The 21,632-nt window shown below is 45.5% G+C and carries 19 protein-coding genes; 16 read left to right on the top strand and 3 right to left on the bottom strand.

The genetic code is table 11. From position 1 onward, the window contains the following. The 3 genes from NXH67_RS01770 to NXH67_RS01760 form a co-directional block, all read left to right on the top strand. Positions 1-321, top strand: a 321-nt coding sequence (locus NXH67_RS01770) for a hypothetical protein (RefSeq protein ID WP_272796155.1), incomplete at its 5' end; no start/stop codon positions are given. Positions 322-389: 68 nt separating this feature from the next. Next, positions 390-941 carry a DUF3990 domain-containing protein gene (locus NXH67_RS01765; protein WP_272796154.1) on the top strand — a complete coding sequence of 184 codons (552 nt, stop codon included), beginning with the start codon at positions 390-392 and terminating at the stop codon, positions 939-941. Further along, positions 938-2,308: an MATE family efflux transporter gene (locus NXH67_RS01760; RefSeq protein ID WP_272796153.1), complete on the top strand. Its 1,371-nt coding sequence runs from the start codon at positions 938-940 to the stop codon at positions 2,306-2,308. Before NXH67_RS01765 ends, NXH67_RS01760 begins: the two co-directional genes overlap by 4 nt. Here the strand turns inward: NXH67_RS01760 and NXH67_RS01755 are convergent. Next, a complete protein-coding gene (locus NXH67_RS01755; protein WP_022778719.1) occupies positions 2,305-2,979 on the bottom strand; it encodes a UDP-N-acetylglucosamine pyrophosphorylase in 675 nt (224 codons plus the stop codon). The two genes, NXH67_RS01760 and NXH67_RS01755, sit on opposite strands and share 4 nt — an antisense overlap. Before the next feature lie 248 nt (positions 2,980-3,227). On the opposite strand from NXH67_RS01755, the gene NXH67_RS01750 reads away from it, so the two are divergent. Together NXH67_RS01750 and NXH67_RS01745 are read left to right on the top strand one after the other, a co-directional pair. Continuing rightward, positions 3,228-3,920, top strand: a complete 693-nt coding sequence (locus tag NXH67_RS01750) for an iron-sulfur cluster assembly scaffold protein (RefSeq protein ID WP_022778720.1) — start codon at positions 3,228-3,230, stop codon at positions 3,918-3,920. Between the two features lie 25 nt (positions 3,921-3,945). Next, positions 3,946-4,965: a GGGtGRT protein gene (locus tag NXH67_RS01745; protein ID WP_022778721.1), complete on the top strand. Its 1,020-nt coding sequence runs from the start codon at positions 3,946-3,948 to the stop codon at positions 4,963-4,965. 282 nt (positions 4,966-5,247) lie between these two features. On the opposite strand, the gene NXH67_RS01740 is transcribed toward NXH67_RS01745, so the two are convergent. Then, positions 5,248-6,675 carry a sensor domain-containing diguanylate cyclase gene (locus tag NXH67_RS01740; protein WP_272796152.1) on the bottom strand — a complete coding sequence of 476 codons (1,428 nt, stop codon included), beginning with the start codon at positions 6,673-6,675 and terminating at the stop codon, positions 5,248-5,250. Between the two features lie 177 nt (positions 6,676-6,852). On the opposite strand from NXH67_RS01740, the gene NXH67_RS01735 reads away from it, so the two are divergent. From NXH67_RS01735 to NXH67_RS01715, 5 genes are read left to right on the top strand one after another with little or no spacing between them, the layout of a single operon-like run. Beyond that, positions 6,853-7,302 carry an NfeD family protein gene (locus NXH67_RS01735; protein WP_272796151.1) on the top strand — a complete coding sequence of 150 codons (450 nt, stop codon included), beginning with the start codon at positions 6,853-6,855 and terminating at the stop codon, positions 7,300-7,302. Further along, positions 7,299-8,216, top strand: coding sequence for an SPFH domain-containing protein (locus tag NXH67_RS01730; RefSeq protein ID WP_022778725.1), 918 nt, complete (start codon positions 7,299-7,301; stop codon positions 8,214-8,216). Before NXH67_RS01735 ends, NXH67_RS01730 begins: the two co-directional genes overlap by 4 nt. Before the next feature lie 42 nt (positions 8,217-8,258). Beyond that, on the top strand, positions 8,259-10,088 hold the full coding sequence (locus tag NXH67_RS01725; protein WP_272796150.1) for an ABC transporter ATP-binding protein: 1,830 nt from the start codon (positions 8,259-8,261) through the stop codon (positions 10,086-10,088). Next, positions 10,085-11,920 carry an ABC transporter ATP-binding protein gene (locus NXH67_RS01720; RefSeq protein WP_272796149.1) on the top strand — a complete coding sequence of 612 codons (1,836 nt, stop codon included), beginning with the start codon at positions 10,085-10,087 and terminating at the stop codon, positions 11,918-11,920. The genes NXH67_RS01725 and NXH67_RS01720 overlap by 4 nt, the downstream gene beginning before the upstream one ends. After that, a complete protein-coding gene (locus NXH67_RS01715; RefSeq protein ID WP_272796148.1) occupies positions 11,920-12,807 on the top strand; it encodes a metallophosphoesterase family protein in 888 nt (295 codons plus the stop codon). The genes NXH67_RS01720 and NXH67_RS01715 overlap by 1 nt, the downstream gene beginning before the upstream one ends. 300 nt (positions 12,808-13,107) lie before the next feature. Here the strand turns inward: NXH67_RS01715 and NXH67_RS01710 are convergent, their stop codons facing one another. Continuing rightward, positions 13,108-13,578, bottom strand: coding sequence for a hypothetical protein (locus NXH67_RS01710; RefSeq protein ID WP_022778730.1), 471 nt, complete (start codon positions 13,576-13,578; stop codon positions 13,108-13,110). Between the two features lie 284 nt (positions 13,579-13,862). Here NXH67_RS01710 and NXH67_RS01705 point away from each other — a divergent pair, with 284 nt between their 5' ends. The 6 genes from NXH67_RS01705 to speE all read left to right on the top strand — a co-directional run bounded on the left by NXH67_RS01705 (position 13,863) and on the right by speE (position 21,563). Then, positions 13,863-14,147 (top strand): co-chaperone GroES, encoded by a 285-nt coding sequence (locus tag NXH67_RS01705; RefSeq protein ID WP_022778731.1) that lies wholly within the window; start codon positions 13,863-13,865, stop codon positions 14,145-14,147. Between the two features lie 197 nt (positions 14,148-14,344). Next, a complete protein-coding gene (gene groL, locus NXH67_RS01700; RefSeq protein WP_022778732.1) occupies positions 14,345-15,970 on the top strand; it encodes a chaperonin GroEL in 1,626 nt (541 codons plus the stop codon). A gap of 91 nt (positions 15,971-16,061) precedes the next feature. Next, positions 16,062-17,609: a glycosyltransferase family 39 protein gene (locus tag NXH67_RS01695; RefSeq protein WP_272796147.1), complete on the top strand. Its 1,548-nt coding sequence runs from the start codon at positions 16,062-16,064 to the stop codon at positions 17,607-17,609. Positions 17,610-17,638: 29 nt separating this feature from the next. Continuing rightward, positions 17,639-19,177, top strand: a complete 1,539-nt coding sequence (locus tag NXH67_RS01690; RefSeq protein ID WP_272796146.1) for an ArnT family glycosyltransferase — start codon at positions 17,639-17,641, stop codon at positions 19,175-19,177. A gap of 28 nt (positions 19,178-19,205) precedes the next feature. Further along, positions 19,206-20,654 (top strand): aminotransferase class I/II-fold pyridoxal phosphate-dependent enzyme, encoded by a 1,449-nt coding sequence (locus NXH67_RS01685; RefSeq protein WP_022778735.1) that lies wholly within the window; start codon positions 19,206-19,208, stop codon positions 20,652-20,654. Positions 20,655-20,699: 45 nt separating this feature from the next. Beyond that, entirely contained in the window at positions 20,700-21,563 is an 864-nt protein-coding gene (gene speE, locus NXH67_RS01680; protein WP_026668725.1) for a polyamine aminopropyltransferase, read from the top strand. Positions 21,564-21,632 lie beyond the last annotated feature (69 nt).

The following is a 21,632-nucleotide window of genomic DNA, read 5'->3' as shown; positions in this document are numbered from 1 at the left end:
CTTAAGGCATCTGACATCTATCCTGTAGTAGACAGCTACAAGGAGAAGACACAGAAGCAGGAAGAGAAAGTAGAAGAGGAAGATATCGCAACAATCGATGATTCCGACATACCTACCTACAGCGGCGTTGGCAAGATAACCTCAGCAATGAAAAAGGCTACGGTCAATCACATACTGCTGATAATAATAATTTCGCTCTTTACAATACTTATTCATTTATTCATTATCTTGTTGCTCAAAAAGAAGAAAAACGAAGATAAGAAGGATAGTAACAATAATAAAGTAGAGAACAGCGAAGACAGCAAAGTAGTAGCTGAATAATAAAGAAAACGGTGATCTTCGGATCATCGTTTTTTTATGCTATAATGTCCGTACCGGAGGGAAAATATATGATGACCTTATATCATGCAGGATATGATGAGATAAAGCAGCCCGATATTCACCGCGGCAGGATCAATGCCGACTTCGGTCAGGGCTTTTATACGACGGATGACAGGGATTTTGCCTATGGCTGGGCTATAGAAAAGCCCGGTTTTGAGGTGATCGTTAACCGCTATGAATTGGATGACAGGATGCTTAAGATCAAGGTCTTTGATAAGAATCCGGAGTGGTATAGATACATTTTTGCAAACAGAAGGTTAGTGCCGGATTCTTTTTCAGAGTATGACCTGATAATAGGTCCCATAGCCTGCGACACAATATATGATACCCTTGGGATTATAACCAGCGGATTTTTGTCGGATGAAGAGGCAATGGAGCTACTACTGGTGGGGGACAGTCCCCGCCAGGTTGTATTAAAGACTGCGAAAGCAGCAGAAAATCTACATTTCATTTCCTCCGAAATTCTGTCCAAAGAGCAGATAGAGCGTAGCCGTATCAGGCACGAAGAGGAAAACGAAAAATTTCAGGGAGAATTTGCCAAAGCATTAGAAAAACTATGAGAGATCCATTATCAGCCATTAGAAATGGCGAAAAACTTACCTTTAGAGAAGAGATACTGCTGATACTAAAGCTCAGCTTCCCGGCGATACTTGCACAGTTGTCGTCGGTAATAATGCAGTACATAGACGCATCCATGGTGGGACATTTGGGGGCAGGCGCCTCTGCTTCAATAGGACTTGTGTCCAGCACAACCTGGCTGGTGGGAGGAGTTCTCACCGCTGCAGCAATGGGCTTTTCCGTATGCGTAGCCCACAGAATAGGCGCCAGGGATGAAGAGGGGGCCAGAGTCATCGTTAAATGGGGGCTTGTGGTCAATCTTTTTTTCAGTCTGATAATAATGGCAGTTGGTGTTGCCGTTAGTTCCCGGCTTCCGATATGGATGGGAGGAGAGGAGGCGATCCTTAAGGATTCGGCCTCTTATTTTCTGATATATGCCATATCCATACCGGCAAGAGAGATGCTGCTGGCATCCCAGGGAATGATCCAGTCAAGCGGCAATATTCGTGTTCCCAGTATACTTAATGTTATCATGTGCGCTCTGGATGTGTTATTTAATTCCATGTTTATACCAAGGCTTGGCGTAACCGGAGCGGCCCTTGGCACGGCGTTGTCCTTTGTGATTGTTGCGGGAATCATGCTGTATATTCTTCTGGTGAAGTCTCCGGCGCTCAGCCTTGTGGGACGTAAGGGCGAACGCTCAAAGAGTTTATCTGATTTTGCTTCTGTGGAACTTCCGACAGCGCTGAAGATCGCTATTCCTGTGGCAATCGACAATATCATCATGGGCTTTGCCTATGTGGCTTTTACCAGAATCGTATCGCCTTTCGGAACGGTATCTGTAGCTGCTAACTCTTTCTCCATAACGGCTGAGAGTCTGTGCTACATGCCGGGCTTTGGAATAGGCGTTGCAGCCACCACCATCGTGGGACAGTGCATAGGCGCCAGAAGAAAAGACCTGGGCAAGCGCCTTGGTTGGATGTCGGTTATTCTGGGTATGGCAATAATGGGATTAAGCGGTGCCCTGATGTGGACCTTCGCTCCTTTTATGATAGGGATATTGTCACCGGATGAAGAAATAAGAAGTCTTGGAACTCAGATACTTAGAATAGAAGCTTTTGCGGAGCCTTTTTACGGTGCATCCATAGTGGCAGCGGGCGTGTTCAGAGGGGCAGGAGAGACTCTTATGTCAAGTGTCCTGAATCTCATAAGCGTATGGGCAGTCAGGATTCCTCTTGCATATTTCCTTGGCTCACATTACGGACTCAAGGGAGCCTGGGTAGCTATGGCCACGGAGCTATGCGTAAGAGGAATACTGTTTCTTGTGCGCCTCCTCCTATGGAATAAGAAAGCTAAAAAAGCAATTTAGTCTTCAACCTTTTTTACAATGTGATCCTTGTCCTTGAAGATGTGGTAAGCGGGGATGCAGCCTCTTACAGAAGAAAGAGGATATACGTTGCACCATCTTCCGATTACGGTTCCGGGATTAAGAACTGAGTTGCAGCCTACCTCGACGTTATCGCCCAGCATTGCACCCATCTTCTTAAGACCGGTTTCAACCTGATCGTCCTTGCCGTTCTTGACTACTACGAGCTTCTTGTCGCTCTTAACGTTGGAAGTTATGGAGCCGGCGCCCATGTGAGCCTTGTAGCCAAGGATAGAGTCGCCAACGTAGTTGTAGTGAGGTACCTGAACCTTATTGAACAGAATAACATTCTTAAGCTCTGTGGAATTGCCTACAACAGCGCCCTTACCAACAATTGCGCTGCCTCTGATAAATGCGCACTGTCTTACCTCGGCCTCCTCATCGATAATGCAGGGGCCTCCGATATAAGCTGAGTCAAACACCTTGGCGCTCTTGGCAATCCATACATTCTCGCCTCTTTTCTCAAACTTATCTGCGGGGAGCTTATTGCCCAGCTCAATGATATAATCCTTGATTCCCGCAAGCAGCTCCCAGGGATATTCCTTGGTTTTCATGAAGTCTGCTGCGATAGTTTCGTTTAGATCGTACATATTTGAAATCTTGAATTCTTCCATATTTCACCTCTGATTTTTCTTGAAAAACATCTCATATATTATAACTACCCATTCAATAATTCACAACCTTCATAACCCCGTCCTATATAAAACAGCCCACTTGATAATAAAATATGTGTTAAAAATATATCAAAAATGTTGAAATGTGTCGGAAGTTATGTAAAAATAGATGTGGCGTTTTCTGCCAATCTTAAAAATCCGTAAGTAGGTAATGAAAGTTACTTTACAATACGAAAGGAGATTTTCACATGATTTACTCAACAGAGGTAAAAAATATGTGTCCCGTAACACAAGGGGTACATCATGGCGCTGCTCCCATTCCTGAAGAGGCAAAGTGGGTTCAGTCCAAGGAAATTAAGGACATTTCCGGTTATACACACGGTATTGGCTGGTGTGCTCCTCAGCAGGGTGGTTGTAAGCTTTCCCTCAACGTTAAGGACGGTATCATCCAGGAGGCTCTTGTAGAGACCATCGGATGCTCAGGTATGACTCATTCAGCTGCTATGGCTGCTGAGATTCTTCCCGGCCTTACAGTTCTTGAGGCTCTTAACACAGACCTTGTTTGTGACGCTATCAACACAGCTATGAGAGAGCTCTTCCTTCAGATCGTTTACGGAAGAACACAGTCCGCATTCTCTGAGGACGGTCTTCAGATCGGTGCCGGTCTTGAGGATCTTGGTAAGGGATCACGTTCAATGGTTGGTACAACCTACGGAACACTTGACAAGGGACCTCGTTATCTTGAGCTTACAGATGGTTACATCACAGATGTTGCTCTTGATGAGAACGACGAGATCATCGGATATAAGTACGTTAACTTCGGCAAGATGATGGACTTCATCAAGGCCGGTGATGACGCTAATACAGCTTTTGATAAGGCTAAGGGACAGTATGGTCGTGTAGCTGACGCTGCAAGATGCATCGATCCCAGAAAAGAATAATTAAGGTGAGAAGGAGGAAATTATAATGGCTTTATTTGAATCATATGAAAGAAGAGAGCCCCAGATCCTGGCTTGCCTTAAGGAGTATGGAATCTCATCTATCGAAGAATGTAAAGATATCACAATGGCTGCCGGCATCGATGTATACAAGCTCATCGAGGGCATTCAGCCTATCTGCTTTGAGAACGCTAAGTGGGCTTACACAGTAGGCGCCGCTATCGCTATCAAGAAGAACTGCCGCAAGGCTTCCGAGGCTGCTGCAGCTATCGGTATCGGTCTTCAGGCTTTCTGTATCCCCGGATCAGTTGCTGATCGTCGTAAGGTAGGTCTTGGCCATGGTAACCTTGGTAAGATGCTTCTTGAAGAGGATACAGAGTGCTTCGCATTCCTTGCAGGTCACGAGTCATTCGCAGCTGCTGAGGGTGCTATCGGTATCGCAGAGAAGGCTAACAAGGTTCGTCAGAAACCTCTCCGCGTTATCCTTAACGGTCTTGGTAAGGACGCAGCTCAGATCATTTCCCGTATCAACGGCTTCACATATGTAGAGACTCAGTATGACTACTACACAGGTGAGGTTAAGGAAGTATTCAGAAAGTGCTACTCCAAGGACGCTAACTCACCTCGTGCTAAGGTTAACTGCTACGGCGCTAACGACGTACAGGAAGGTGTTGCTATCATGTGGAAGGAGAACGTTGACGTATCTATCACAGGTAACTCAACCAATCCTACAAGATTCCAGCATCCCGTTGCAGGAACCTACAAGAAGGAGAGAACAGAGGCCGGCAAGAAGTACTTCTCAGTTGCTTCAGGCGGCGGCACAGGCCGTACACTTCATCCCGATAACATGGCAGCAGGTCCTGCTTCCTACGGTATGACAGATACTATGGGCCGTATGCACTCAGATGCTCAGTTCGCAGGATCTTCATCAGTTCCCGCTCACGTTGAGATGATGGGTCTTATCGGTGCAGGTAACAACCCGATGGTTGGTATGACTGTTTCTACAGCCGTTTCAATCGAAGAGGCTGCTAAGGCTGGTAAGTTTTGACCTTGATTACTTAACGAGGTATTTTTGAGTTTAGTTAGCAAGGCCGTTCGGGCGAGCGTATTTTGCGAGAACCGAACTTCCTTATGCTTAACTGAATTAGTCAAATAATATAAGGCGCTTCGTCAATGCGGAGCGCTTTTTATTATATAATTACGAGGAGGCTACTGACGCAGAAAAAAAGAGCTTCAACCTGATGCCAACGTCAGCTCTTAATGCTAAGAAGCTGGAGGATCTTGGCTGGAAAGCCCTTTTTGATATTACAGAAGGAATAGAGCACACGGTTTATCTTCTTTTTTCCGGATGTGCTTCATAATATGCATCTTTGTCGTTATACATCCGCTCGTCGGCGTAGCGCATGGCAAGCCTGAGGTTTCCCTCGGAAGGGTCATGATAGTAGCCTACGGCGAAATAGAGCCAATTGGGATCGCAGGCCTTTTGTTTAAGGTCGGCGATCTTTTTGATGAAGTCCTGCTCGGTTCCGTGGGTTGATATGATGGTAAATTCATCGCCGCCGGCGCGGTAGATCTTATCGCCGACAAATACTTCCTTCAGGACTTTGGCGGCATCCTTAAGGAGCTGGTCACCGTTTTCGTGGCCTTCGTTATCATTTATGGATTTAAGACCGTTCAAGTCGCAGAAAGCAACGCTGAAGGGCCTTGGATTTAATTTGAGCTTGGTGGAGAGTTCATCAACCATGACGTTCATACTGTTTCTGTTGTAGACACCGGTCAGCATATCCACATTGCTGAGGTATTCAAGTCTCTCCATGATCATGTGATTGGCAACCTCAGAGGACAGGAAGAAGGATACCAGTTCCACGGTCTCTTTCATCTTTGATATCTGAATGGTATCGAAGTTGGTAATGTACAGATAGCCTATTATAGCGTTCTGGTGGACAAAGGGCACAAGAACCAGACTCTTTACGTCGTTATCAAGAAGTGATTCCACCCATTCAGGGGATTTCTGCTCATAGAACTGCATGTCGTTTTCATCCTTGATGATAACGCAGTTGGTCTCGGCCACCAGTCCTTCCCAGGTCTCAACTATCTCATAGGGAATATTTGCGAATATTTCCTTGAGATTCTTGGCATTATCTCTAACGGATTCACATATAACGTCAAATTTGTAGAGGTCGGGAGTTACTGTCATCATGCAGCAGGAAAAGGCATCCAGGTAAGTGCGGATGTCTCTTGCTACGATCTCCATCTTGGAGTAGAAGTCTTCCTCATTCCTCAGGGTGAGGCAGGTCTTGATGACGAAGCTGGCAATCTCAGGGGAAACCTGAGATAACTTGCCGGTATCCATCTCTTTGTTGAGGGTATACATGAAAAGACAGTAGGCCACATCGTCAGATTCCGGTTGCTCAGGAGGATCCAATGGGAATAATATATCTTCAGTCCAGTAGCCGTACACCATTGTGGTGTCGACATAGGTGTGGGCACGCTGCCTGTTCCAGGCGCATCTGAAGCAGAGATGCTCAAACTTGGGCTCTCTTGGCATGTTTTCATAATAGGGCTTACCTTCTACCTGCTTGTTTTCACCTTCTGCGGAAAAAAGGTTCTGATAGCTTCTTTCCATCAGAGAATTGATGGCGTACATAATCACATCACCGCAGGTGCCATCGGGGTTTTTGTGTACTTCGAGAACCGAGGCGGGGATGTTATATAGATTAACCATGGTTTTAAAGGCTTTAAAATTCGTTTCGCTCATATAAATTCTCCTGAAAATGCACACAGATATATACAATATTTTAACTTTTTATGAACGCAATTACAATTTGCAGAAATCTTAAAGTACTATTAAATAATTGTTATGAAACTACTATCAAATGCTGTGTTTATGAAGTATAATACATTTACATCAGTAATTTGGGGAAGGAGGATAGGTATGGAGATGTCAATGCCCTTGGTCTGGCTTGCGGTCGCAATTGTTTTTTCCGTTATTGAACTGGCAACGATGGGACTTGTTACCATATGGTTTGCAGCGGGAGCCCTGGCGGCACTTTTGTTGTCTATGATAGGCGCCCCTGTTTTACTTCAGGTAGCAGCATTCCTGGTGGTTTCGGTGGCGGTTCTTTTGGTTGTAAGACCACTTGCTGCCAAATATGTCAACGGCAAGGCTAAGAAGACCAATATTGATGCGATTATAGGCCGTAGGCTTGTGGTTAAAAAGGAAATTGACAACCTTAAGGGGACAGGTAAAATCGACATGGACGGAACTACCTGGATGGCAGCTTCCACGATTGACAACATTATCATTCCGGAAGGCACTACTGTAAGAGTTGTTAAAGTTAGCGGAGCTAAACTTATTGTTGAAAGGGAGGATTTAAATTTATGATGCTTGGTGTTTTTGCAGTACTTATTATTTTGTTGGTGGTTTTGATAGCAGCCAACATCAGGATCGTGCCTCAGGCACATTCTTTTGTTGTTGAGCGCCTCGGCGCTTATAAGGAGACCTGGGATGTAGGTCTTCACGTTAAGGTTCCTTTTATTGACAGAGTTGCAAGACAGGTGGATCTCAAGGAGCAGTATTGTGACTTCCCGCCTCAGCCCGTTATCACACAGGATAACGTTACCATGCAGATCGATTCCATCGTATTCTTCAGAATTTCCGATCCCATGGCTTATGCATACGGCGTAAGAAATCCCATAGGAGCCATTGAGAATCTTACAGCAACAACACTTCGTAACGTGATCGGTTCACTTACTCTGGATGAGACTCTTACTTCCAGAGACCAGATCAATGCACAGATGCAGGATGCTCTTGATATCGCAACAGATCCTTGGGGAATCAAGATAACAAGAGTAGAGCTCAAGAACATCAATCCTCCGGAGCAGATCCGTGATGCCATGGAGAAGCAGATGAAGGCTGAGCGTGAGAAGAGAGAGAAGATCCTTTTTGCAGAAGGTGAGAAGCAGTCACAGATCACTGTTGCAGAAGGTGAGAAGCAGAGTAAGATCTTACAGGCTGAGGCTGACAAGCAGGCAACAATCCTTAGAGCCGAAGCTGAGAGAGAGAAGAAAATCAGAGAGGCAGAAGGTCAGGCTGAGGCTATCAAGAGCATTCAGCACGCTAATGCCGAAGGTATCAGAATGCTGAAGGAGGCAGGTGCCGACGAGTCAGTTCTTACACTTAAGAGCCTTGAGGCCTTTGAGAAGGCTGCTGACGGTCAGGCAACCAAGATCATCGTTCCCTCCAATCTCCAGGGAATTGCGGGACTTGCGGGTTCCATCAAGGAGATTATTAAATAATGGCATTTTACCTTCAATTAGCCTTATGACTAACGGGTAAATATGGAAAATAAAGACAAAAACTTAAGGTTTAAGACCAAAACACAGATGGTTATGTACTTCCTTGAGGGGAGCACTGCCATATTCTTATTTAGTATTCTTATTTCTTTTTGTGTTACGTTTCTGGAGCTTATAGGCCCCAAGATCGTACAGTATGCAATTGACTTTTGTATCTCGGAGTCTCCCACGGACAGTGGGAGCACCCCGGGATATTTAAAGACCTTCATGGATTTTCTGGGAGGAAACGAATTCTTAAGAAGCCACCTGTACCTGATAGCTGTGGTAATCGCAGTCATAGCACTGTTGCAGGCCCTGTGCAGATACCTTTTCAGGCTCCTTAATTCCATCGCCTCCGAAAAGCTAATTCAGCGCATGAGAAACAAGCTCTTTGAGCACATAATGCACCTGCCTTTTTCCTGGCATGGGAAGAACCACACCGGTGATATTATTCAGCGGTGTACTTCTGATGTTGAGACCATCCGGGCTTTTATTTCGGAGCAGCTTCTTTCGCTTTTCAGAATCGTCATCAGAATTATCGTGGCCATGTATTTTATGATCAATATCGATGGCTTTCTCACATTCTTTTCCGGGATATTTATTCCGATAATTGTTCTGTATTCCTGCTTTTTCCATAACAGGATCAGCTCCCAGTTCGAGCATGCAGACAGCGAAGAGGGGAGACTCTCCGCCACAGCCCAGGAGAACCTCACCGGCGTAAGAGTGGTAAGGGCCTTCGGAAGGGAGAAATACGAAAAGGACAGATTCGAGAAGCAGAATCAGGAATACACCGAGATGTGGATCAGTCTTATGAAGACGCTGGCAGCCTTCTGGTCTTCCAACGATCTTATTTCGGGATTACAGGTCATGCTGGTCACAGTGCTTGGGGCTGTTGTCTGTGTTCAGGGCAGGATCACGGTGGGTGAGTACATTGCTTTTGTATCATATAATGCGATGCTGACCTGGCCTGTAAGAGCCCTTGGAAGGATCATTTCAGAGATGAGTAAGGCAGGTGTTTCCATCGATCGTCTTCGCTATATCATGAACAGCGAACCCGAGAAGGACAAAGAGGGAGCGGGAGAGCCTTCCCTTCGCCAGGATATTCGATTTGAGAATGTTTCTTTTGCCTATGACAATGCTACTGAGGAGGTGCTTCGAGGCGTTTCCTTTACTATCAAGGCGGGAACCACCTTCGGAATCCTGGGAAGTACCGGCTCAGGCAAGTCCACCCTGATGTATCTCATGGACAAGCTTTATGAGCTTCCTGAGGGTAAGGGCACAATATATGTGGGAGATACTGAATTGTCAGATATCAAGGCAAGTCACCTTAGAAGGAACATCGGATTTGTGTTGCAGGAGCCATTTCTTTTTTCCAGATCCTTATCAGAGAATATCGGAATCACTCTTAAGGAGCCGGATATGAAGGAAATCAGGAACGCAGCCAGGATCGCAGCTCTTGATGATACCATCAGGACCTTCTTAAAGGGTTATGATACCTATGTGGGAGAAAGGGGCGTGACTTTATCCGGAGGACAGAAGCAGAGAACTGCCATTGCCCAGATGCTGGTGCAAAAGCCGCCTGTCATGGTATTTGACGACTCACTGTCAGCTGTCGACACCCAGACAGATGCAAGGATAAGGGCTGCTCTGTCAGAGAATGTGGGAGATTCCACAGTGGTTCTTATTTCTCACAGGATCACAACTCTTATGCACGCAGACAATATAATCGTTCTGGACAAGGGGAAGGTTGCGGAATCCGGAACCCATGATGAGCTCCTTGCAAAGGGCGGTATCTACAAGAGAATCTATGATATTCAGATGCAGGGGGTAGTATGAGCGAGAATAAAAATGATAAGGCGGTTAAGCTGCCGTTTTTTGGAATACCAAGACTACATCCCTATATCAAGCAGTATTATCCCAAGATAATCTTTATGATAATTCTGGGAATACTGAGTTCACTGGTGGATTCAATCTATCCGATCTTTAACAGATATGCCCTGGACAATTTTGTGGGTAAGCAGACTCTGAATGGGCTGACTGTATTTATTATCCTGTATGTGAGCATTCTTATACTGCAGGTTATCGACAATTTTATATGCTGCTATATGTGTGGACAGGTGGAGCTCAGCGTCGACAGAGACCTTAGAAATGCGGCCTTCAATCATCTGCAGGAGCTGTCACTGGCCTATTTTAACCAGAACAACGTGGGTTACATCCACGCCAGGGTTATGAGTGATACCGGCAAAATAGGTGTCATGGTGTCCTGGAGAATGATGGATATCATCTGGAACGGAGCCTATCTTATCTGCGTGATGGGAATGATGATAGCCCTCAATGCAAGGCTTTCCCTGTACATCATGATACTGGTGCCCATCGCGGCGGTTCTTGTGATGTATTTCCAGGGTAAGCTCATCGTACTTAACAGGAAGATAAGGGAGATCAACTCAACCATCACGGGCAATTTCAACGAAGGAATAACAGGGGCCAAGGCTATCAAGACCCTTGTGGTTGAGGATAAGATCCAGAATGACTTTGAAACCGATACAGAGAAAATGAGACGGACTTCGGTTCATGCAACTCATTATTCCGCACTTTTTACTTCAATCATAACCATGATGTCTTCACTGGCGCTGTCGATCGTACTGTACAAGGGAGGTACCATCACCATGGAAGGCGTGATGCAGATAGGAACTCTTTCCGTATTCCTGTCCTATGCCCTTGGAATGATGGAGCCGGTTCAGAATGTGATAGTTACGTTGTCGGAGCTTATTGCTGTGCAGGTAAATGTGGAGAGACTGACCCGCCTTATTCAGACCAAGTCCGATGTTTACGATACTCCTGAGGTAATAGAGAAGTATGGTGATACCTTTAATCCCAGGAAAGAGAACTGGGAGCCTCTTCACGGAGATATTGAATTCAAGGATGTTTCCTTCCATTATCCTGATGGAGAGGAGTATGTTCTGGAGCACTTTAATCTGAAGGTTCCGCAGGGAACCAATGTGGCCATAGTAGGAGAGACCGGTGCAGGTAAGTCAACATTGGTTAATTTGGTATGCAGATTCTTTAAGCCAACCTCCGGTCAGGTGCTGATAGACGGACGTGATGCGGCGGAGAGGTCGCAGCTGTGGCTCCATTCCAATATAGGCTACGTTTTGCAGACACCCCACTTGTTTTCGGGAACGGTTAGGGATAATCTTAAATATGGTAAGCCCGATGCGACGGAGGAAGAGATCTGGAAGGCACTTGAGCTTGTCAGCGCCGATTCCATAGTTAAGCGCATGGACAAGGGCCTTGACAGTGATGTTGGTGAGGATGGAGATATGCTGTCAGTGGGAGAGAAACAGCTTCTTTCCTTTGCCAGAGCTATTTTGGCAGACCCAAGCATTCTTGTTCTTGACGAAGCCACAGCTTCCATCGATACCGTTACGGAGAAGGCGATTCAGGATGCGATACTTACGGTGATCAAGGGCAGGACCTCTTTTGTGATCGCCCACAGACTCTCAACCATAGTGGACGCAGATATTATTCTGGTGGTTCAGGATGGTAAGATAATAGAGAGAGGAACCCATAAGGAGCTTATGGATCTAAAGGGGTATTACTTCGAGCTATTTACCAAACAGTTTGAGGAATTCAGTACGGAAGGTGCTTTTGAAGGAGTATTCAGCTAATGGATATTGCTGTTTTCAGTGACATTCACGGCAATCATACGGCGCTGCAGGCGGCCATTGACTATGCTGTGGGCAAAGGAATAACGAATTTCGTGCTTCTGGGGGACTTTGTGACGGACTGTCCCAATCCTCAGAAGACCATGGAGCTCATCTATGTCCTTAAGCAGTATTTCAATACTTATATTATCAGAGGGAACAGGGAAGAATATCTTCTGAACTATCGTAAGACCGGCGAGGGGAAGTGGAAGAGAGGCTCCGCCAGCGGATCTTTACTGTATACTTATCAGAATCTGACGGACAAGGACTTTGATTTTTTTGAATCCCTGCCTAATTACGGTATATATCAGCCTAAGGGTCTGCCGGGCTTTGAATACTGCCACGGTTCACCCACTAATACCGGGGAGCTGTTGTTCCGGGAAAAGAGAAATACCAAGAAGGTTCTGTCTCATTTAAAGACCGGAGTGCTGCTTCACGGCCACAATCATATTCAGGAGACATATATCTACAGGGGCAAAAAGGGTGTCAATCCCGGCTCTATCGGTATTCCGTGGTATCACAGCGGTAAGACACAGTTCTGTATACTTCACGGAGATACCAAATCCTGGGAAGAAGAGTATGTTCAGCTTGAGTATGACAGGAAGGAAATCCTCAGGGAGTTCAAGAATTCTGAGCTGTGTACCATGGCACCGGCCTGGGCAGCAGTTACCATGCATACCATCAGAACGGGAGTTGACCTCAATCAGACAGTGCTGCTACGAGCCATGAGACTCTGCGAGCAGGAGAGAGGAACAGTGAAGTGGCCTGATATTCCTGAGAAATACTGGGCTATAGCCCTTAAGGAGAACTATATAGATCTCTACGGCAAGGATATTCCAAGAAAAGAATAATGGCCCCCGGGGACGGAGTCAATGGTTCATTTTCATTGCTATGAACATATTTAAAGGCCCAAGCCTTATGACTTGAGCCTTTTTTTATTTGCTTAACTATCTTCATTGAGAAGCTTATATTTCGCATAGAACTCCGGAATGGATGCCTTTATAAGATTCTGATCTGTAATACAGTAGTGGATGGTCTCCTTAAGAGCTGGCGAGATCCTTATGAGTTTGAAAGTGGTGACAGACATCACCCGACATAAAAAAACGGCACAGGAATTGCTCCTGTGCCGGTGCTGCTTCTGTTTAATCCTGTTAAATTGTTGTGTCATAGGATACCGAAGTATCTGCTGCGGTGGTCTTGTTGGCATCCTTGTCGTATTGCTTTAGCTGATCGTCCAGCCAGGAGGATTTGTATTTGGCATAGGCATCTGTGGTAGTGGTGGCTGTTGACGAAGTTGTACTTGAGGAATCCGAGGATTCTTTTGACGAGGACTTGGGAGTAGATCCGCTGTTTTTTATGTCATTAAAATAGCTGTCAAGAAAGCTTGATTTATTTGCACTTCCTGACTTGGAGGATGTCACCTCAGAGGCTGCTCCCGTGGTGGTGGAGCCTGTCTCGCGATATGCGTTCAGGGCAGCCTTGTTTCCTACTTTATTTACGTATGATTTCATGAGGCTTCCGTAGGCACCGCTTTTTATACTGGAATAATCCGACAAAAGACCTGACATGCTGGATACATAATCATAAGAGCCGGATAAGCTACTAAAGAAATTTGTACTCATATATCTATCACCTCCTTGAAGAGCTGCCCGCTGCGGGCTTCACAACATCCCTGTTGTGAATTAATACATACTTTCTTAGCCTCATTATGAGAGGCGGTTCTGAAATATGCAATTTACTGGGGATTAAATTATATTAAATTCTTTATAAATTAGTGGGGGTGTAGAGGTTGCATTTATTTCACTATGGTAGTAATATATGTTCTTAGAGGTTAGCACTCGATGAGATTGAGTGCTAACAAGACTAAAAAGTAAACAAAAAGTATCACATAAAGGAGGCATTAACAATGAAGTTAGAACCACTTGCAGACAGAGTTGTACTTAAGCAGCTTGAGGCTGAAGAAACTACAAAATCAGGAATCGTTCTTCCCGGTGCTGAGAAGGAGAAGCCACAGCAGGCCGAAGTTATCGCAGTAGGCCCAGGCGGAGTTGTTGACGGCAAGGAAGTTAAGATGCAGGTTAAGAAGGGCGACAATGTTATCTATTCCAAGTACGCCGGAACAGAAGTTAAGCTTGATGATGTAACCTACATCATTGTTAAGCAGAACGACATATTAGCGATAATTAAATGAGTGATATAGGGACGAAAAGATTCATTTATGGCTGCTTGCAGACATATAAATGAAAGCTTGAGGACCGAACATACATGAGGAAAACAGATATGCGAATGAAATGAGCAGATCGATTTCCGAATGTATGTAGGATTGCGAGAGCGAAGCGGAGCAATCCGTATATCACGGAGTACAATAAATCAACGGAGGAAATTAAAATGGCTAAGACAATTAAGTACGGCGCTGACGCCCGCACAGCTATGGTAGAAGGCGTTAATAAGCTTGCAGATACAGTAAGAGTAACACTTGGACCTAAGGGAAGAAATGTAGTTCTTGATAAGAGCTACGGCGCTCCCACAATCACCAACGACGGTGTAACAATTGCCAAGGAGATCGAGCTTGAGGATTCTTACGAGAACATGGGTGCTCAGCTTGTTAAGGAAGTTGCTACCAAGACCAATGACGTAGCAGGTGATGGTACAACAACAGCTACAGTTCTTGCACAGGCTATGATCAATGAGGGTGTTAAGAACCTTGCAGCAGGCGCTAACCCTATCGTACTCAGAAAGGGTATGAAGAAGGCTACAGACAAGGCTGTTGAGGCTATCGGCAAGATGGCTACCAAGGTTAAGGGCAAAGAGCAGATCATGAGAGTAGCTGCAGTTTCATCAGGAGATGATGAGGTTGGACAGATGATCGCTGACGCTATGGAGAAGGTTTCCAACGACGGCGTTATCACAATCGAAGAGTCCAAGACAATGCAGACAGAGCTCGACCTTGTAGAAGGAATGCAGTTCGACAGAGGCTATATCTCAGCTTACATGGCTACAGATATGGACAAGATGGAAGCTACACTGGATGATCCTTTCATTCTTATCACAGACAAGAAGATCTCCAATATCCAGGATATTCTTCCTCTTCTTGAGCAGATCGTTAAGACAGGCTCCAAGCTCCTTATCATCGCTGAGGATGTTGAGGGTGAGGCTCTTACAACACTTATCGTTAACAAGCTTCGCGGAACATTCAATGTAGTTGCTGTTAAGGCTCCCGGCTACGGCGACAGAAGAAAGGCTATGCTTGAGGATATCGCAATCCTTACAGGCGGCAAGGTTATCTCTTCTGATCTTGGTCTTGAGCTCAAGGACGTTACAATGGATGACCTCGGAAGAGCTAAGAGCATCAAGGTTGAGAAGGAGAAGACCACTATCGTTGACGGTCTCGGCAACAAGACAGACATCAAGAACAGAGTAGCTCAGATCAAGAAGCAGATCGAGGATACAACCTCTGAGTTTGATAAAGAGAAGCTCCAGGAGAGGCTTGCCAAGCTGGCAGGCGGTGTTGCTGTTATCAGAGTAGGTGCTGCAACAGAGACAGAGATGAAGGAAGCTAAGTACAGAATGGAAGATGCTCTTAATGCTACAAGAGCAGCTGTAGAAGAGGGTATCATCTTCGGCGGCGGCAGTGCATACATCCACGCAACCAAGGAAGTAGCTAAGCTTGCAGATTCACTTGAAGGCGACGAGAAGACAGGTGCTAAGGTAGTTCTCAAGGCTCTTGAGGCTCCTCTTTACCACATCGCTAACAACGCAGGTCTTGACGGATCCGTAATCGTTAACAAGGTTAAGGAGTCCAAGCAGGGCGTTGGCTTTAATGCATACACAGAAGAGTATGTAGACATGGTTAAGGACGGAATCATCGATCCTGCCAAGGTTACAAGATCAGCTCTTCAGAACGCTACATCAGTAGCATCAAGCTTCCTTACAACAGAGGCAGCAGTTGCTACAGTTAAGGAGCCCGTACCTCCTATGCCCGCTGGCGGCGCAGGAATGGGCGGTATGATGTAATTCATTAAACTCATAAGAAATTAAACTCCTTGTCGCAGTTGCGGCAAGGAGTTTTTTGCTATTTGCTCTACAAAAATGCTATAATAACTCTATGTGCGCAAAAATAAAACAAAATCTGAATAACATTCTTGGAGTGCTGTTTCTGGTACTTGGAACAGCAGCTTTTTTTAATACACTTAAGTTTGCCTTCGGAAGGGATATATGGTACGACGAGGTCTTTTCCCTGTGTTTTGCTAAGAAGAGCTATGGCGATATTGTGAGTCTTACAGCAAGAGATGTCCACCCGCCTCTTTATTATTTTTATCTTAGATTCGTTACCTCTATCGTCACCGGAATATTCGGGGAAGGAAGCTTCTACGCCGCAGCCAAGCTGGCTTCGTGCCTTCCCTGGCTGGGACTTATGGCCTTGGCTGTTACGTATATCAGAAAGAGATTCGGGATTCTTACGGCGGGAATGTTTATGTTCCTGATATCGGTTATGCCTCAGATCCCGATTTATTATGTTGAGATCAGAATGTACTCCTTTGCGCTGTTTCTTATTACAGCTCATATACTGACAGCTGATAGGATATTGTCAGGCGAAGGTGACAGGAAGCGCCTTTTTATACTGTTTTTTGTTTTGGGAATACTTACTGCCTATACTCAGTATTACGCCTGCATTGCCACTGCAGGTATCTATCTGGCGGTGGGAATTATCTCTTTGTTTCAAAAAGGTGATGACAGGAAGCAGATCCTTATCGGTGTGACAGCATCCGCAGTTATTTCTGTGATCGCGTATCTGCCCTGGCTTGGTGTAATTAAGAGGCAGATGGATAATATCAGCGGCATGTATTGGATTCAGCCCCTTACGCTAAGGAGCATACTTGGCTGTATCAAGTTTGCTACGCTTCCTGTTGTTTATGCAGGGCGTATGCCTGAAATATCGGCAGGGCTCTTGATACTGACAGTTACAGTAATACTTGCTATATATTTATTTGCTTCCAAAAGAGCTGCCAAGAAAGATGGGCTGCAACTTTTTGTACTTATGCTGATGCCGGTTATTGTGGTGATTGCCGGTGGATTCGTGTTATCGGCTCTGGGAACGCCGATTTTTGTCTACAGATATATGGTGCCTGCTCTTGGAGGAGCATGGCTTCTTGTGGCGATAGCTGTATCAGAAGTCATGAACAAGGCATTGGAGCGAAGATTGGGAGCGTTGTTATATATTTTGATCCTTCCCGTTATTCTTGCAGGAGCTCTGAACTACAAGGGCTTTTGCGATGAGGAGAGCAAAAAGGTATATGAGGAAGCCGCAGCTATGAACCTTGTGGACAGTATACCCACAGGCTCAGTCATCATCACCAATTTTGACCATGTGACGGCCGTGATGGGCTTCTACAGACCTGACTGTGAGGTGTATCTGTACGATGCAGAGATTGATAAGCTCCTTCCGGATATGCTTGGAAGTATCAGGGATGATGCCAGGGACGACATGCTGGATTATTTCCTGCAGAGCGGAAAAGAGGTCTATTTCTTCGGGAGCTTTGCTTCCAGAGAAGATATAGTTAAGAACTGGGAGAGTGAAGGGATAGGCGCATATCGAAGAGCCAGCATTCTGATAGAGAGATACTGGATAGATGTCTTCGAACTTCACGACTGAATATAAATTAACAGGGGAAATCTCTTTTTATGAAAAACAAACTCGTAAAACTACCAATAATCGTTGTGGTAATCCTTATGGCAGTTATATACCTGGTCAGGATGTTCACTAACGGGCCCTGGTACGACGAACTGTATACCTATTATTACTTTATCAGCAGAGGTCCGGCATATGCGGCTATTCACTGGCCGGTTCCCAATAACCACGTGGGATATTCGGTTCTGTCGGCTTATCTGGACTATTTGGGTAATCCTTATATAGGACTTAGGGGAGTATCCTTTTTGGCTGCTGTGGCCAATCTGATCCTTCTGTACAGATTCTGCGCAAGGTTCCTTGACAGGTTCCTGAGCGCAGCGGTTACACTTATGTACTGTTCAGCTTACCTTATTCATTCACTGGCTGTTCAAGGAAGGGGCTACACGCTGGTTATCACATATCTGCTCATCGCCATGACCTGTGCGCTTAATATCGGCATGGGAGAGGGCAGGAAAAGAGATTACGTACTGTTTGGACTGTCTCTGATGTTGGGACTGTATACCATTCCAAGTTCGCTGTACTGGGTGCTTCCCATCTGCTTAACAGGAGGATTATTCCTTTTGTTTGCAGGGAAAAAGAGCGAGCTGTTCAAGCTGTTTATGTCAGGTGTGGTTGCCGCCATCGGAACCTTTTTCCTGTATCTTCTGATCTGGCTTGCAATAGGAGCCAATCTTCTGAGCAAAGATCAGAGCAGCGCCTTTTTCGGGATGAATCAGGCGAAGGTTGTGCTGAAGGCTCCGATAGATTCGGCGCTTACCGGAATAAATTATATGACTGCAACTCCGTATATTCAGAGCATCGACAGGGTGCAGTGCATTACGGGTCTTCCACAGTATTTTAAGGAACTTTTTGACAATTATTATGACAGGCTGGGATCAGTTGTTCTTGTTATTGCGGTTCTGGTGCTTGTTCTTAATCTTGTGATCGCGATAAGTAAAAGAAATGACAAGGATGAGGAGTTCTACGGCGCGCTTTTTGTATCGGTTTTCATGATCTTTGTTCCTGTTATGCTGGTAGTACAGAGCGTTCATCCCTATAAGAGAGTTCTTAGTTTTCTGGCTGTTCCTCTGACTCTGGGATTGGGAATTATCTGCAGGGAACTTACGGATAGAATAAAAGATAAAAAGAAGGAAAGTGCTGCCAGTATCTGCATCATGGCCGCAGCTACTCTATTCTGGGTGCTGGCAATGACTAATCCCTATTACAGGGCGCCGATGGCGGACAGAGAAAACGAGCTCAAGGCAGCCTTTGACACTATTAATGTGTCGGATATTGATACCATATACTATACTGATGATTATCAGAAATATGTTTTGAAGTTTTATTATGATGTGACCCCGACGGAATATTATACGCTGGAGGAAGCAAATTATGTTGTGATAGGTCCGGAGCAAAGGGATGAAACCTATGATTCTCCCGTCTGGCCTGTATTTTACCCCTACAGCGAAGGATTAATTAATGATGTTTCAAAAAAAATGGTTGTTATAGGGGGCACAGACAATTATACTATCTATGCGAGTAACACCGATTAACCGATCGGTTTTTTGGAGGATGAGTTAGTTGGATTTAGAAAGACAGAAGAAAGCCCCTATTTATGAGGCTCTTGAGAGATTTAGAAAACAGAGGGTTGTGCCCTTTGACGTTCCCGGTCACAAGAGAGGCAGAGGTAATGCCGAGCTTGTGAGCTTTCTTGGCGACAGATGCGTCGGAATCGATGTCAATTCGATGAAACCACTGGATAACCTGTGCCATCCCGTATCGGTTATCAAGGATGCAGAGGAACTTATGGCAGACGCCTTTGGTGCTGCCCATGCATTTATGATGGTTAACGGAACCACCAGCGCTGTTCAGGCTATGGTTTTATCCCATGTTAAGGCAGGGGAGAAGATCATTATGCCCAGAAATGTACATAAGAGTGCCATCAATGCTCTTATTCTCTGCGGCGCTGTTCCCGTATATATTGATCCCAAGGTAGATACCAAGCTGGGAATCCCTCTTGGTATGGAGATAGCGGATGTTAAGAAGGCAGTGGAAGATAATCCTGATGCCAAGGCTATTCTTATCAACAACCCTTCCTACTACGGCATCTGCTCAGATCTTAAGGCGATTGTAGAGCTGGCCCATGCCAATGGCATGAAGGCTCTCGTGGATGAGGCTCATGGCACGCATCTGTACTTTGGACCAAATCTCCCCCTTAATGCAATGGCTGCAGGCGCCGACATGGCTGCCATCAGTATGCACAAGTCTGGAGGAAGCCTTACACAGAGTTCAATCCTATTGTGCGGCCCGGATGCAAATGTGGGATATATCAGCAGAATAGTGAATCTTACACAGACCACCTCTGCCAGCTATCTGCTTCTTGGAAGCCTTGATATTTCAAGAAGAAATCTTGCGCTTAACGGACATGACAGCTTTGCCAAGGTTACAAGGATGGCTCAGTACGCAAGAGAAGAGATCAATGATATCGGTGGTTATTACGCTTACGGCAATGAGCTCAAGAACGGCGGTAGTATCTTTGATTTTGATGAGACCAAGCTTGTTGTTAATACAAGGAGCATCGGACTTACAGGTATCGAGGTATATGATCTTCTCCGTGATGAGTATGATATTCAGATGGAGTTCGGAGACCTGTCCAATGTTATGGCTTATATTTCCATCGGCGACAGGCTTCAGGATATTGAGCGTCTGGCGGGGGCACTTGCAGATATCAGAAGACTTTATTCCAAGCCGGAATATCAGATCTTCGCCGCAGAGTACATCACACCTATAGTTAAGGCAACTCCTCAGGAAGCTTTTTATGCTGAGAAGGAATCACTTCCGATAGATGAGACTGTGGGCAGGATCAGTGCGGAGTCGGTTATGTGCTATCCGCCGGGAATACCGATCCTTTCACCCGGTGAGATGATCACCAAAGATATTCTGGATTATATTAAAACAGCCATGGAAAAGGGCTGTTCCATGCAGGGACCCGAGAGTGAGGATATCTCGGAGCTCTTTGTACTGAAATAAGAAGCATAGACTTATTAAGATATAGGAGATGAAGTAATGGCTGAGATGGATTATTGGTTCAGTGATATGCACACAGGCAATGTAAAAATAAGCATTCGCCTTGCCAAACAGCTTTTTTCGGGAACCAGTGAGTTTCAGAGAATCGATGTCTTTGATTCACCTGAATTCGGTAAGTTCCTGACCTCGGACGGAAACATCATCTTTTCCGAGAAGGACGAGTTCACTTATGATGAGATGATCGTTCATGTGCCCATGGCTGTTCACCCCAAGGTTCAAAGAGTCTTGGTTCTTGGCGGCGGCGACGGCGGTGTTGCCAGAGAGCTGACACATTATGACGAGATCAAGGTCATCGATGTGGTGGAGCCTGACAATATGTTTGTGGATGTCTGCAAACAGTTTTTCCCGGACAACGCAGTGGGACTTGAGGACGACAGGGTTCACATCTATTATCAGGACGGACTTAAGTACCTTCGTAAATGCGACGATATGTATGACCTTATTATAAATGACGTTACAGAGCCTCTTGGACATGAGGCGGGACTTTTCACCAAGGAATTCTACGGAAGCTGCTACAAGGCGCTTCACGACGACGGAATCATGGTTTATCAGCATGGAAGTCCCTTCTACGATGAGGACGAGGAGAGCTGCAGAGCCATGCACCGCAAGGCCTACAGAGTATTCCCGGTTAACAGGGTATATCAGGCCCACATTCCTACCTGCCCCGCAGGCTACTGGCTCTTTGGTTTTGCCAGCAAGAAGTATCATCCTCTGAAGGACTTCAACCCCGACAGATGGGACGAGAGAGGTATCAAGACCTGGTACTACACAACACATCTTCACAAAGGAGCCTTCATGCTCCCCAAATACGTTGAAGATTTGCTTCAAGAAGAGGAAGATATGTCTAGATAACAAGGGCGTTTTATGTGGAGCAATCCGTGTTATCTAGACAAGAATATAGCAAATATTACGAAGATAAAG

Origin of the sequence: Butyrivibrio sp. DSM 10294, from assembly GCF_028539135.1 — a bacterium.
Classification (GTDB): Bacteria; Bacillota; Clostridia; order Lachnospirales; family Lachnospiraceae; genus Butyrivibrio.
This window is presented reverse-complemented; position numbering and strand designations above follow the sequence as displayed.

Bases quoted from the DNA above. Each gene is read 5' to 3' on its own strand.
- NXH67_RS01730 (WP_022778725.1), top strand. From the start codon at position 7,299: ATGATGCTTGGTGTTTTTGCAGTACTTATTATTTTGTTGGTGGTTTTG.
- NXH67_RS01715 (WP_272796148.1), top strand. From the start codon at position 11,920: ATGGATATTGCTGTTTTCAGTGACATTCACGGCAATCATACGGCGCTG.
- NXH67_RS01725 (WP_272796150.1), top strand. From the start codon at position 8,259: ATGGAAAATAAAGACAAAAACTTAAGGTTTAAGACCAAAACACAGATG.
- groL (WP_022778732.1), top strand. From the start codon at position 14,345: ATGGCTAAGACAATTAAGTACGGCGCTGACGCCCGCACAGCTATGGTA.
- speE (WP_026668725.1), top strand. From the start codon at position 20,700: ATGGATTATTGGTTCAGTGATATGCACACAGGCAATGTAAAAATAAGC.
- NXH67_RS01750 (WP_022778720.1), top strand. From the start codon at position 3,228: ATGATTTACTCAACAGAGGTAAAAAATATGTGTCCCGTAACACAAGGG.
- NXH67_RS01710 (WP_022778730.1), bottom strand. From the start codon at position 13,578: ATGAGTACAAATTTCTTTAGTAGCTTATCCGGCTCTTATGATTATGTA.
- NXH67_RS01695 (WP_272796147.1), top strand. From the start codon at position 16,062: ATGTGCGCAAAAATAAAACAAAATCTGAATAACATTCTTGGAGTGCTG.
- NXH67_RS01765 (WP_272796154.1), top strand. From the start codon at position 390: ATGATGACCTTATATCATGCAGGATATGATGAGATAAAGCAGCCCGAT.
- NXH67_RS01760 (WP_272796153.1), top strand. From the start codon at position 938: ATGAGAGATCCATTATCAGCCATTAGAAATGGCGAAAAACTTACCTTT.
- NXH67_RS01705 (WP_022778731.1), top strand. From the start codon at position 13,863: ATGAAGTTAGAACCACTTGCAGACAGAGTTGTACTTAAGCAGCTTGAG.
- NXH67_RS01690 (WP_272796146.1), top strand. From the start codon at position 17,639: ATGAAAAACAAACTCGTAAAACTACCAATAATCGTTGTGGTAATCCTT.
- NXH67_RS01720 (WP_272796149.1), top strand. From the start codon at position 10,085: ATGAGCGAGAATAAAAATGATAAGGCGGTTAAGCTGCCGTTTTTTGGA.
- NXH67_RS01745 (WP_022778721.1), top strand. From the start codon at position 3,946: ATGGCTTTATTTGAATCATATGAAAGAAGAGAGCCCCAGATCCTGGCT.
- NXH67_RS01755 (WP_022778719.1), bottom strand. From the start codon at position 2,979: ATGGAAGAATTCAAGATTTCAAATATGTACGATCTAAACGAAACTATC.
- NXH67_RS01735 (WP_272796151.1), top strand. From the start codon at position 6,853: ATGGAGATGTCAATGCCCTTGGTCTGGCTTGCGGTCGCAATTGTTTTT.
- NXH67_RS01740 (WP_272796152.1), bottom strand. From the start codon at position 6,675: ATGAGCGAAACGAATTTTAAAGCCTTTAAAACCATGGTTAATCTATAT.